A 12,122-nucleotide genomic window follows, 5' to 3' on the forward strand; every position below is an offset into this window, starting at 1 on the left:
CATCTGTTTGTTATCGTTAGTATATCGCTAAAGTTTGTAATTACACGTTATTTGTCGGCGCTTGTTGGCGCTAACCATTGCCGCCTTTGTAAGCGTTTAACATATCCCACATTGGCGTAAAAATACCCAGCGCCAGGATCAACACCATCACTGCCACAATACAGATCAGGATAGGCTCTATCTTGGCGGTTAAGCTTTTTAAATCAAACGCTACTTCACGCTCGTAAAAGCCGGCTACCTCAGACAGCATTTCGTCCATTGCGCCGGTTTCTTCCCCTACCGCCAGCATTTGCAGTACCAGCGGGGTAAACATCTGGCTTTGCTGGCTTACCCGCAGCAGGCTTTCGCCGCGTTCAATATTGCGCCGCATCTCGCGGATAATATCGCCAAGGTAATCGTTGTCTACTGCGTCGGCGACCAGTGTCAGCGCACTGGTCATCGGCACACCGGCTTTTAGCATCATGCCAAAGCTGCGGGCGAAGCGGCCCAGCGTGGCGCGGTATATTACGCTGCCAATAATAGGAAAGCGGATTTTCCAGCGCCCCCAAACTATACGGCCCTTATCGGTTTTAATATAAGACCTGAAACCAAAGCCTGCGGCAACTGCCACTATCAGCATCAACGGCCAGTAGGCAATAAAAAACTCTGAACTGGCCAGCAGAGCTTTAGTTGACCAGGGCAGCTCGGCATTAAAGCGGGCAAACATATTGGCAAACTGAGGTATTACCGCCAGGTTAAGAATAAACATCGCCACTATCAGCGTCAGTAACACAAAAAACGGGTAACGGGTGGCCTGTTTAATTTGCTTACGGGTTTCCAGCTCTTGTTCAAAGTAGTAGGTTAGCTGCAGAAATGCTTCGTCCAGCCGGCCGGTGTTTTCACCCACGTGCACTATGCTGACCATCAGGCGGCTGAACACCGCCGGATGCACTGCCATGGCCTGTGACAGATTGCGGCCATTTTCCAGCTGATCGACCAGTTCCTGTAATATTTGCTGCAACCTCACCGAATTGGTGCTTTGCGCCAGCCCTTCTATGGCCCGGATAATAGGAATACCGGCTTTCATCAGCGAGTACATCTGCCGGGAAAACATAATCAGGTCAGTCAGAGACACCTTGCGCTGCCACAGCACCGGGCTGCTGAAACCGGGTTTATCTGCGGCGTCGTTGCGGCTAATTGTCAGCGGTATGTAACTTCGCCGGCGCAGTATATCGGCCGCAGCACTCTCGCTGCCGGCTTCAAGCTCGCCGCGTACGGCATTGCCGGTGCTGTCTCTTGCGGTGTAAATAAACTGCGGCATAGGCTTAGCTGCTCACTGCATCAAAATCAGGATCGGTATCAAGGTATTCTGACACCCGGATAACTTCATCAAGGCTGGTGATCCCCTGCTGTGCGTAATGCAGCGCCATGTTACCCAGGCTGATAAAACCTTCACTGCGATGCGCCAGCTCGGCAAACGCCGAGGTATCATCCCGGCGCAGTGCATCTGCCAGCGGCTTGGTGATAACCAGCAACTCAAATACGCCCAACCGGCCCTTATAGCCACTGTGGTTGCACGACTGACACCCCGGCGCATGCCAGTAACTTGCTGTGGCGTTGGCTTTGTTATGCCGAAGCCAGCTGCTTTCCATATCATCCGGCTGGTATGGTTGTTTGCAGTACTCACATAACCGCCTTATCAACCGCTGCGCGACTATAGCGCGTAGCGCTGATGCCACCAGATAAGGCGCGGCGCCCATGTCGATTAAGCGCAGCGTGCTGGTTACCGCATCATTGGTGTGCAGCGTAGACAGCACTAAGTGGCCGGTTAGTGCACCGCGCAGGCCCATTTCGGCGGTTTCCTGATCCCGCATCTCACCCACCATAATAATGTCTGGGTCTTGCCGTAATGTGGTGCGCAGTACATTGCTGAACGACAAACCAATTTTATGGTTAACCTGTACCTGGTTTATCCGCGGTAAACGGTATTCAACCGGGTCTTCCACAGTAATAATTTTACTGCCAGCCTGGTTTAACTCACTGAGCAGGCCGTACAGCGTAGTGGTTTTACCAGAACCGGTTGGCCCGGTAACCAGTATCATGCCGTGCGGGCTTTTAATAATACGCCTGAGTTTTGCCAGCAGTGGCGCCGGCATACCGGTTTCTTCCAGATGCAGAATACCGGCAGACTGATCAAGCAAACGCATAACCACTGATTCGCCATACTGCACCGGCATCGTAGAAATACGCACATCAATCTGGTGCTTTTTCACATTAATCTGAAAACGGCCATCCTGCGGCAGACGTTTTTCAGAGATATCCAGATTCGCCATCAGCTTAAGCCGCAATACCAGCGCAGACGCTATACTGACCTGATTCAGAATGCTTTCCTGCAGCACGCCGTCTACCCGCTGCCGGATACGCAGCACTTTTTCATCCGGCTCGATATGAATATCCGATGCTTTAACCTGAACCGCATCTTCGAAAATAGACTGCAGTAGTTTAACAATGGTGTTATCGGCATCGGTTTGCTCATCTACTGCAGTAAGATCCAGCCCCTGGTCATCGCCATGTTCTTCTTTTAACTGCGAGGCAAAGCTCTCGATATCTTTAGTACGCCGGTACAGCGTATCAAAGGCTTCAATCAGCTGGCTTTCGCGCACTACCGCCAGCTCAATCTGGCGCGGCGCAAGCAGCTCAGCCAGTTGATCCAACGCAGCCAAATCAGCCGGGTCACTCATGCCCAGTAATACTGAACTGCCGTGGTCTTCCAGTACCAACGCCCTAAACCGGCGGGCCTGCACTTCCGGCAATAACTGTACAGCTTTGGGGTCTATGCGTTTTTGCGCGATATCAAGAAAAGGTACATTCAGTTGCTGCGCCAGAAACTGCAGCAGTTGCTGTTCTGATAAGAATTTCAACTCAATCAGGGTGGCGCCTAATTTACGGCCACTTTGCTGCTGTTGTGCCAATGCCTGCTGTAACTGTGGCTCCGAGATAATATTCTCGTGTACCAGTAAGTCACCCAAACGCATTTTTAAACGAGGTCTTTGCATAAGGTCACTCTGTTGCAGCTAAACGCTGCTGAATGTAATTTCTGCTGGCCGCGGTTAAGCTGTCGCCCCATTGTAACGCCTGACGATAATGCAGCTGCGCCTGTTCACGTTGTGCCAGCGCATCAAGCGCAATTGCTGCCCCCAACCACCAGCGGGCCTGCTGCGGCTGTAGCACGATAAGCTGCCTGAACCAGTCAAGCGCTGCCTGTGGCTGGCCAAGCTGCTGCAATGCCGTGGCTTTTAAACCGTAGTACTCTGGCTGTTGTGCTAACACAAACTGCGCAGGTAGCAAGGCCTCAACCCGCGGCCACTGTGCCTGAGCTGCAGCCTGTTGTGCCAGCAGCAACTGAATATCAGCATTTACTATACCTTGCTGCAATGCCTGCTGCAGCACTATAAGCGCCTGTTGGGGCTGCCCTAGTTGATGCCACAATCGGGCTTGCTCCAGGTAGGCTTCTGCATTTTGTGGTGTAAGCTGCTGCAGTTGTTGCCATAGTTGCAGCGCCTGTTGGAGCTGACCGGCTTGTGCCGCAGTAAGAGCCCGCTGTTGTAACAGGGCGGCTTGTTGTTGCGCTGTCGCTACAGAGCGCACCACTTTCACATCAGTTTCAGACTGGGCGTTAGCACCTGCGCGGGGCCCAGTACTAACCTCAGCACTTGCCGTCTGTAAAGCAGCCCTGTCATGTTCTGCTGGCAACGGCTGAGGTTGCTGCGCGGCGTCAGGCTCAGCTACAGGCGGTGCGGTGGCTGTGCTTGGCAATGAGAAACCGGTGCCGGCTTTAGTGTCCTCGGCCAAAACACTATCAGCCCCCTGTTCAGCCTCTGTTTCAGCAAGACCGGGCTCTGCACTGATAACTGCCGCACTTTGTTGTGAAGCCAATGCTACATCTTTCGTGCTAACTGATAGTTCAGCGCTGTTACCTACTGCAGCAGTCACAGCAGCTGCGGTGTCGTTCTTTATTGCATTAACAAGCGCCGGCGTAGCTTCGTCTGCATCAGGCAACGGCTCGCGCGTCAAAATGGCATAAACCGCAAATGCCAGCAATAAGGCGCTTAACAGCAGCAACAGATTTAGCCACAGCGGCCGCTCATCACTGCGAGCGCTGAGTGGTGTTACTGCGCGCTCTGACACATGCTGGCGTTTTTCCAGATCCCGCAGCATTTTATTCAGCACACTCATAGCGTCACCCACCCGGCAAACCACTGACTGCCTGCTGCCATGGCACACGTTGCCGCCACCACTGACACTGAGACAACCCCATACCACCACCATGCTCTGGGTTTAGGCTGCACATCTTCCGTGTCCCAGGCAGCTAAACGCACATGCTGGTAACCGGCATGTGCTTTGCCTTCACCAAACGCCAGTAATAATGCTTTATGCGCCAGTATATTCACTAAACGCGGTACCCCTCTGCTGTAGCGTGCCAGCGCCCTAAGCGCCAGTTCACTGAATAACATACGCTGGGTGCCAGCCTGGTAAAGCCGCTGCTGTAAGTAAGCCCCCACCTGCTGGCGGTTTAACAAGGTTAAACGGCAGGAAAACGAAATGCGCTGACGTAACTGGCGAAAGCGGTAACTGCTAAGCCGGTTGTCCAGCTCTGGCTGGCCGAACAGCACTACCTGCAACAATTTACGCTGCTCAGTTTCCAGGTTCGTCAGCAAACGCAGTGCCTCAAGTGTCTCATCCGGCAGCGCTTGGGCTTCATCGATCAGCACGATGGTTTTTTTACCCTGCCCGGCAAGTAACATCAGCTGTCGCTGCAATAATTGCAGCAGTTGCGGCGGGTCGATATTGGCGGAATATTTCAAGCCCAGCTCCAGCGCCAATGTCCACCTCAGTTCAATTGGACTTAAGCAGGGATCGGGAACATAGGCCAGTTGCCAGTCTGCTTCTGTTTGCTGTAGCAACTTCCGGCACAACAGCGTCTTACCACTGCCCACTTCGCCACAGACCTTAATAAAACCTTCCCCAGCGTTCAGCGCCGTTTTCAGCACCGCCAGCACATCATTGTGCTGCTGCAGCGGCACAAAGAATGTCGTGTCAGGCGTTAGCCCGAACGGCATACGGCTAAGCTGAAAATGTTGCTGATACATAATTATTTTGGATACCAGTCACCGATGTAACCAGACGACTGCTGGATCTGCTGTTGCCATACACCTTCACCGACAACCGTCGGTTTCAGTAGTATCACCAGCTCTTTTTTCTTCTCGACTTTGTTCAGGCTGGTAAACAGCTTGCCCACCAGAGGAATAGCACTTAATACCGGCGTGCGTGATTCACTGTCACTGGTCACCGTTTGCATCAGGCCGCCAATCACAACAATTTCACCACTGCGGGCGCGGATAATAGTGTCAGACTCACGGATATTACTTTGCGCCAGCGGCAAAATGATACGCTCATCACTAAACTGAATGGTTTTGTTTTGTTCGGCAGTTTCGGTAACTGACGGGTGCACATGCAGAATAACACTGCCACTTTGATCAATCTGCGGCGTAACATCAAGCGCTATACCCGAGAAAAACGGCTGCAGAGAAATATTAGGCGTGCTGGTCGTGCCACCTGCACCAATAGTCGTATCACTGCTGACGTTGGTAACGAAGTACTCGTCCTGCCCCACTTTAATCACCGCTTTCTGGTTATTCATTGCCGTAACCCGCGGGCTGGATAGCACCTGCGCATTGCCCTGCGTTTCCAGCAGGTTTATCACGCCGTTAAAATCTGCATTGTTAAAGGAAATAGCAGTCACACCACCCAGCGAACTACTGATGGCGTTAGAGGCAACGGCACCGCTGGTACTAAAGTTAAAACTGGTGTTTCGCAGGTTCATAATGGCATTTTGCCAGTTAATACCCTGCTGATATTCGTCGTTAAGTGTCACTTCAATGATCTTCGCTTCCAGCACAACCTGACGCTGCAGATGCTGCTCTGACTGCCCGAGATAAGCTTTAACTGCCGCGATTTCGTCCGGCATACCCCGCACGGTAACAAGCCCGGCCTGCGGGGTCACGACTACCATCCTGTCAGCGCCGTTACCCAGTACTGTACTGACTGCTTTTTCCAGATCTTTCCAAAAATCGGTCTTGCTTTCGCTTTGGATGGTGCTGCCATTAAACTGCTGCTGACCATACTGCTGATTCTGGTTATTTAAATTACCCTGATTGACATTACTCTGCGACGAGCCATTGTTACGGTTATTCTGTCCATTCTGGTTATTTTGGTTATCCTGCGACACGCCGCCTGAGTTGACGGCAATAGACGAAAACCCCTGGCGCTGCAGCATCAGATAATTCACTGCGATAGTTTCGGTACGCAGGCCTGCCGGGTATATTTTGTACACCATACCTTGCTGACGGATATCAAAACCATATAACTGTTGTACAATCGCCATTGTCTCAGGCAGGGTAACTTGCTTTAACTGCAGCGTGATCTGCCCGCTGACACCGGGGTGCAACACGACGCTATAAGGCGTATCAGCCACAATGGACTGAAAGAAGTCAGCCAGGTCAGCCTGAGCAGCGGCAACATTGAAGCGTGGTAACTGAACAGCCTGCGGTGTGTAGCTACTGGCAATCAGATCCTGGGTCACCGCATCCGGCACTGTCGGTGCTGCTACGGTATTCGGTTTCGTCTGCGCCGCTTGCTGCAACACCTGCTGAGCACTATCCGGTACCTGCGTAGGTGAAAATGCCTGGCAGCCACTTAACAAGACACCACTGCATAACCACAACACCTTGTTTACACGCTTATTATTCATATTGTTTTATCGCTGTATTAAGTAAAGGCAGTACTAGCTGCTCGCCGTTTAAATCCATAATCACTTTTGTTTGCTGAATATCCAGCACCAGATACTGCTGAAAACGCTGGCCTTTTCGTACCAAAACGCCATCAAGTACAGCAACGTGGCCATCGGCTGTGTGTTTAATCAGTTGTAGTTTAGGCAGTGTAGCCGTTGCCGCACCGGCACTGCTAAGACCAGCAGCTTGCCAGCCAGCAGCCGGTTTTGTTGGGTCCGCCTGCGCGATAACACACCAGAACAAACAGAGACTACAGACGGATAAAATCTTCATTTTCACTCACCGTACCTAATTCTATCGTCATATCAGCCAACGGATATTCCTTAACGTTGTAGTGCAACCCTTGCCAGCTCACCAGCCAGGGAAGTTGCTCGATACGTTGCAATACCTGATACAACTTATCGTAATTAGCTGTCATCACCAACTTAAGTGTGTGCTGATACATCAGTGGTGGCTCACTGTCTGTCTGCCCCTCCAACCTGACAGGCACAGGCGGTAAAGTCTGTAAACTGCTAAGTTGAACACCTTCGCTGCTTTGCAGCATATTTTGTAGCAGTGTCACCATTTGCTCGGCGCCGATAAAATGACTGGCACTGAGTTTGATTTGCTCATTCAACTGAACCTGTTGCTGCTGCAATACAGCCAGCCGTTCGCGGTAATCGCGATCAATATCAATGCTTAGCTGCTGGCGAAGCTCCTCGCTTTGTTGTTGAGTTTGCTGTTGTTGCCGCTGCATGGCATCAAGCTGCAATTTACCTTTGTGCAAACTATTCCAGCCTGGCTCAAGCAAGTACACCAGGCCCAGCCACAGTGTTAGCAGAAGGCTACCGCCCCAAATCAGCACTTTCTCCCTGTGCTGTAACTGACTAAAACGTTCCGACAACAGTTGCCACTGGTTCATTGTTCTGCTCCTTGCCGGGCCCGCAGTTCGAAACTCACGGCTTTTTTCTCAGGTACCTGTAGCATATTAACCTGACTAAAGCGCTGACCACGGAAATACGCCAGTTGCCGCAAATTCTCAAGCCACAGCGGAACACTGTCCGGGCGCAGGGCGATGCCATTAAAGCTGCTAAAGTGTTGCTGCAAAGAGAAACCCGTTAGCCATAAGTCCTGCCGGTCAATGTGTTGCAAATGCTGCAAAACAGGGCTGTATATCTGACTCGCCTGTTGTTGTTGCTGACTCAGATAATTTAACAGCTGCTGCTTTTGCGCCACACTCTGAGCGGCCGTATCATACTGACTGACCAACTCTGCTGACGGCTGGCGCTGCGCCAGTGCCTGCTGATACATAGTCATTTCCTGCTGCAATACATCCAGCTGCTGCTGTTCAGATGCCAGCTGCTTTGTAAGCTGAGCCTGCTGCTGTTGCAGATAGATCCAACCTGTAAACAGCACCAGCAAGATAGACAGCCAGATTTGCAGCAGCAGCTTCAGGCCTAACCTTTCGCGTATTGGCTGCAACACAGCCTGATATAAGTTTACCTGCTGTTTCATACGGCTTGCTCCGCCCTGCCCGGGCTGAGTACCGCCACTGCAGGCCAGCTGCTTATCATTTGTTGTGTATTCAGTGAATTATCAACAACAGCGTTGCTTAATACCTCAACCCGGCTAAAACCTGTTTGCGCCAATACCTCTGTCACTATCTCTGCATTTGGCATCAGCAAACGAATGTCTCTGACCGGAGGTTGCTTGAGCTGACTTTCGAAATAGTCCATTGAACGCTGCAGTTCAAGTTGCAGACGATCTAACTCACCGTTACGCAACTCTGATTCCGAGTATAGATGCATGCGCCCCAGACCTCGGGTGCGGCGCGAAAAATACAGTACCCCCTCTCGTACAATCTGGATCAGTACTTCCTGCTCAGGTTGATGTATCACCAGCATAGTTGCGCTCGCGGTTGGTTTTACTAATCGCAAAGCCAGCCACTCTTCAGGTTGAATTGTCAGCAGCTGCTGCCCGGATTGAGTCACCTGTTGCACCAGCAGCTTTAACCAACTGAGACTGGCTACCACGACATTTATTTTCGCTTGCTGTGCGCTGTGGACGGGTAAATCAATGTAATCTGCAATAATGTCTTCCGGGCTGATACTAACCAGATCTTTAACCTGCCACGGTAATGCCTGCAACATTTCATCTTCTGACAGTTCAGGCTTATCCAACTGCACCAACTGGTAAAAGTCAGGAGCCAGCACCAGATGTAAATGACTACCGGTAGGCATGGCCGATAGCATAGCCCGCACGGCCGGTTGCCAGTCAGCCCCGGTAAAATCCGTTTGCCGGCGCAACAGCATTTTATTCCCTTTGATCTGAGTCAGACTTACGGTAGAGCTTCCCAGATACAACGCAAACAATCCGGAATGATTAGCGGCTCCCCGACGGATGCTTGTTATTATTTTTCTCAGCATAGCGCTGCCATTAACGTAGAGTGTAACGCTATACTAGCGGCAAATTTAGTCACTGTCATGTGCTGAGCCATGTTGTATTCATCTGATATTCAGCTAATTACTCCCCAAAAGCGTTGGCAGGTGGTACATCATTCCGTGCTACAGCAAAAAAACATTCAGCTATGGATATGCCACCTTGATACCGGTTTAGCAGAAGTCTCTGGGAATAAATGCCTTAAACTGAAATACCACTTGCTGCAGGTTGTTCAAAGTGGTTATGCCGGGGTCGTGACGTTTGGCGGCGCCTACTCTAATCATCTGTGCGCCGTAGCGGCCTGTTGTCATACAATGGGACTGAAAAGTGTGGCCTATGTCAGAACCGATGAGCTGGATCCGACAAACCCTACTCTGGCGTTTTGCCGGCAACAGGGGATGCAGCTGATTGCATTGGATCGCAGCCGTTACCGCCAGCGCTACGAGCCTGCTTTCATCAACGAAATAACCGCTTCACATCCGGATTTATTGTTGGTACCAGAGGGTGGCTCTTCTGCTGCGGGTAGCCTTGGCGTATCGGAGCTGGATTTAGCCAGCACACCTGATGGCAATGCTGACCTTATCCTTTGTGCGACAGCGAGCGGCGGAACCCTGGCCGGTATTGTGAACGGGCATGACTGTAACGTATTGGGTATCGCTGTAGTAAGAGATGCGTCCTTGCCGCTACGGGTACAACAGCTGATAAACAAAGAAAATGCTGAGCCACAATGGCGGATTGACAGCACCTTTACCGGCAAAGGCTATGGCCAGTTTGACAGCAATCTACTGGCATTTTGCCGCAGCATGGCAGCACAAAAAGTATATGTTGAGCCAATTTATACGGGCAAAGCTCTGGCCGGCGCTATTAAGCTGGTTGAGCAAAACCAGATCCCACCCGACAGTCGATTGAGTTTTTTCCATACGGGTGGTTTGCAGGGACTACAGGGCTTACGCCATCGTAATCTTATTACTGCAACTGACTTTGCGCTATTATCTGGGTCAGTGGCTGACTGAAATAAAACCCCTGCCCGCCCGCTACGCCCGACTTTTGCAGTGCAAGCCATTCCGCTTCTAACTCTACGCCTGTTGCAATAACCCTGACGCCTTTGCCGGCAAAACCCGCGATCAGGCCCCTGACAAAAAGCTGCTGCTCCAGATGTTGATCTATATTCCGCACCACTGAGGGATGCAGTTTTACCGATTCCAGTGGCAATTCATCGACGTAGACGGTATTGTCTATAACCAGCCCTACCTGATCGACAACCAAGGCAAAGCCTGCCTTACTCAGCTTTAACAATTTGCTTTTCAAAGACTTGTAGTGACGCAGCAAGTGATGTTCTGCAATCTCAATTGCAAGCTGCTGAGGATCAATCTGTCCCGAGAGCACCATTTGATCCAGCCACTGCCACCACACAGGATCAAGCACAGACTGAACACTGACATTGACGCTGCAACGATTAAAAGTACGGGAATCAACAGCACACATACGAGCTGTTTTAAGCAAAACATACTTATCAATCTCACTGGCCAAACCACAGTTATGCGCCATCGGTAGAAAAATAGCAGCAGGTACACTGCCAGCTTCCTGGCTTTGCAGACGGATCAATACCTCATGTTGCAAGATATCTCTTTCCTGCCAGGAAAATACCGGCTGAAAACTCAGACTGAAGCGATGTTCCAGTAGTGCTTTACTAAGTTCAGAACGCCACCACACAGAGCCTTTTGCCTGTGGCTTGTCTTGTTGAACAAAGCCATAAGCAGCGTTTGGGCCATGCAGCTGAGCGGTTTTCAATGCCATATCAGCTTCAGATAAAACCTGGTAAGAAGTTTGGCCACGCCGATAGCCCGCATAACCTATATGAACAACATCGTGTTCCAGCGCTTCGCTGAAACAGCTGGCACGGCTTAACAAAACAGCAATCTTGTCACCCAGCTTCTCCATATCCTTAGACGCCAGGCCTGCCGCTAGCAAGGCCAGATCATTATCTGCCAGCCTGGCTATCACTGTGTCGCTGTAACCGGCGATAACACCTTGCAGAATATCAACACAAGCACGCAGCCTTAAAAAGGGTCTTGCACCGGCGGCATTAGGCTCTGGCACAGTCAGTTGAATAATAAATAAAGCGCCAAACGCCACCTCAGAGGTGTCACTTAAATAGTGCTGCAGCTTGCTCTCAAAAAATACCCGGTTACCAATCGCCAGTTCGTGATCTATCAACCCCTGCACACGCACCAGATGTCGCACTTCCTGATCGCGTCGTAGTAGCAGCTCCAAGTTCTGCGCCACTTTATGTAAACGCTGATTAGGTAGTAAACTGCCCCCGGAGCGTAAGTCCAGCTTAGTTTCCAGCTGCTCCAGCAAGCTAGTTACCGCTACCTCCTCATTTGCAAAGGTCTTAAGCTGCCGCAGCCATAACCACCAAACCGGTATCAGAACCAACAGAAACATAAGGTTAGAAACAAGGTAGACCCAAAAACCAGAGGTAACTAACAATGCCTTGTCAACAAATACCAAAGTATCCTGTAACTGAAAACTAAGGTAGTCTGCGCCGGCTTGGGGTTCAGAGGTTAAGCCGAAATGCGCAGTCAACCAACGAAGGCTGGCAGTGCTGTCTGGTTCTAATCCTTGAGCTGACTGAAACAGAACATGCGCCTGTTGGCGCACATCATAATACCGCATTGCAAAATGACAAATATTAAAGGCAAGCAACAATGCCAAGAAAGCTAAAAGCTGAAAGCGACGCATCCGCTGCCTGGAAAACTGTAGTAAATACACAGCCAACTCCTTTTGTGACTGCTTACAAGTGTTAATCGTTGTAGAGCATTTGTCGAGTATTTATCTGTGAAAGCAAAAAAATAAAAAACCCCGCTCTAA

At 50.8% G+C, this 12,122-nt stretch carries 11 protein-coding genes; 1 reads left to right on the forward strand and 10 read right to left on the reverse strand.

Annotated features, from left to right (window positions below; genetic code table 11):
* Positions 1-70: 70 nt before the first annotated feature.
* The 9 genes from LHL18_RS17050 to LHL18_RS17090 are packed head-to-tail and all read right to left on the reverse strand — an operon-like array spanning position 71 to position 9,235.
* Positions 71-1,300 (reverse strand): type II secretion system F family protein, encoded by a 1,230-nt coding sequence (locus LHL18_RS17050; protein ID WP_226767975.1) that lies wholly within the window; start codon positions 1,298-1,300, stop codon positions 71-73.
* A 4-nt stretch (positions 1,301-1,304) separates the two neighbouring features.
* Complete coding sequence (locus LHL18_RS17055; RefSeq protein WP_226767976.1) at positions 1,305-3,035, reverse strand: GspE/PulE family protein; 1,731 nt, start codon at positions 3,033-3,035, stop codon at positions 1,305-1,307.
* Between the two features lie 4 nt (positions 3,036-3,039).
* Positions 3,040-4,215 carry a tetratricopeptide repeat protein gene (locus tag LHL18_RS17060; protein ID WP_226767977.1) on the reverse strand — a complete coding sequence of 392 codons (1,176 nt, stop codon included), beginning with the start codon at positions 4,213-4,215 and terminating at the stop codon, positions 3,040-3,042.
* Entirely contained in the window at positions 4,212-5,129 is a 918-nt protein-coding gene (locus LHL18_RS17065) for an ExeA family protein (RefSeq protein ID WP_226767978.1), read from the reverse strand. The genes LHL18_RS17060 and LHL18_RS17065 overlap by 4 nt, the downstream gene beginning before the upstream one ends.
* A gap of 2 nt (positions 5,130-5,131) precedes the next feature.
* Positions 5,132-6,790: a pilus (MSHA type) biogenesis protein MshL gene (gene mshL / locus LHL18_RS17070; RefSeq protein ID WP_134058356.1), complete on the reverse strand. Its 1,659-nt coding sequence runs from the start codon at positions 6,788-6,790 to the stop codon at positions 5,132-5,134.
* The gene (locus LHL18_RS17075; protein WP_226767979.1) at positions 6,783-7,103 is read right to left on the reverse strand and encodes a hypothetical protein; all 321 of its coding nucleotides are present in this window, start codon (positions 7,101-7,103) and stop codon (positions 6,783-6,785) included. The genes mshL and LHL18_RS17075 overlap by 8 nt, the downstream gene beginning before the upstream one ends.
* Complete coding sequence (locus LHL18_RS17080) at positions 7,081-7,731, reverse strand: hypothetical protein (RefSeq protein ID WP_226767980.1); 651 nt, start codon at positions 7,729-7,731, stop codon at positions 7,081-7,083. The genes LHL18_RS17075 and LHL18_RS17080 overlap by 23 nt, the downstream gene beginning before the upstream one ends.
* Entirely contained in the window at positions 7,728-8,324 is a 597-nt protein-coding gene (locus LHL18_RS17085; protein ID WP_226767981.1) for a PilN domain-containing protein, read from the reverse strand. Before LHL18_RS17085 ends, LHL18_RS17080 begins: the two co-directional genes overlap by 4 nt.
* The gene (locus LHL18_RS17090; RefSeq protein ID WP_226767982.1) at positions 8,321-9,235 is read right to left on the reverse strand and encodes a hypothetical protein; all 915 of its coding nucleotides are present in this window, start codon (positions 9,233-9,235) and stop codon (positions 8,321-8,323) included. Before LHL18_RS17090 ends, LHL18_RS17085 begins: the two co-directional genes overlap by 4 nt.
* A gap of 69 nt (positions 9,236-9,304) precedes the next feature.
* Between LHL18_RS17090 and LHL18_RS17095 the strand changes: the two genes are divergently transcribed.
* Positions 9,305-10,261 carry a 1-aminocyclopropane-1-carboxylate deaminase/D-cysteine desulfhydrase gene (locus LHL18_RS17095; RefSeq protein WP_226767983.1) on the forward strand — a complete coding sequence of 319 codons (957 nt, stop codon included), beginning with the start codon at positions 9,305-9,307 and terminating at the stop codon, positions 10,259-10,261.
* Here the strand turns inward: LHL18_RS17095 and LHL18_RS17100 are convergent.
* The gene (locus tag LHL18_RS17100) at positions 10,215-12,023 is read right to left on the reverse strand and encodes an EAL domain-containing protein (protein WP_226767984.1); all 1,809 of its coding nucleotides are present in this window, start codon (positions 12,021-12,023) and stop codon (positions 10,215-10,217) included. The two genes, LHL18_RS17095 and LHL18_RS17100, sit on opposite strands and share 47 nt — an antisense overlap.
* Positions 12,024-12,122: the final 99 nt, after the last annotated feature.

Source organism: Rheinheimera aquimaris (assembly GCF_020531985.1).
GTDB classification, from domain to species: domain Bacteria; phylum Pseudomonadota; class Gammaproteobacteria; order Enterobacterales; family Alteromonadaceae; genus Alishewanella; species Alishewanella aquimaris.

Excerpts from the sequence above, each read along its gene's own strand:
- LHL18_RS17085 (WP_226767981.1), bottom strand. The coding sequence starts at position 8,324 with ATGAAACAGCAGGTAAACTTATATCAGGCTGTGTTGCAGCCAATACGC.
- mshL (WP_134058356.1), bottom strand. The coding sequence starts at position 6,790 with ATGAATAATAAGCGTGTAAACAAGGTGTTGTGGTTATGCAGTGGTGTC.
- LHL18_RS17060 (WP_226767977.1), bottom strand. The coding sequence starts at position 4,215 with ATGAGTGTGCTGAATAAAATGCTGCGGGATCTGGAAAAACGCCAGCAT.
- LHL18_RS17090 (WP_226767982.1), bottom strand. The coding sequence starts at position 9,235 with ATGCTGAGAAAAATAATAACAAGCATCCGTCGGGGAGCCGCTAATCAT.
- LHL18_RS17050 (WP_226767975.1), bottom strand. The coding sequence starts at position 1,300 with ATGCCGCAGTTTATTTACACCGCAAGAGACAGCACCGGCAATGCCGTA.
- LHL18_RS17075 (WP_226767979.1), bottom strand. The coding sequence starts at position 7,103 with ATGAAGATTTTATCCGTCTGTAGTCTCTGTTTGTTCTGGTGTGTTATC.
- LHL18_RS17065 (WP_226767978.1), bottom strand. The coding sequence starts at position 5,129 with ATGTATCAGCAACATTTTCAGCTTAGCCGTATGCCGTTCGGGCTAACG.
- LHL18_RS17095 (WP_226767983.1), top strand. The coding sequence starts at position 9,305 with ATGTTGTATTCATCTGATATTCAGCTAATTACTCCCCAAAAGCGTTGG.
- LHL18_RS17055 (WP_226767976.1), bottom strand. The coding sequence starts at position 3,035 with ATGCAAAGACCTCGTTTAAAAATGCGTTTGGGTGACTTACTGGTACAC.
- LHL18_RS17080 (WP_226767980.1), bottom strand. The coding sequence starts at position 7,731 with ATGAACCAGTGGCAACTGTTGTCGGAACGTTTTAGTCAGTTACAGCAC.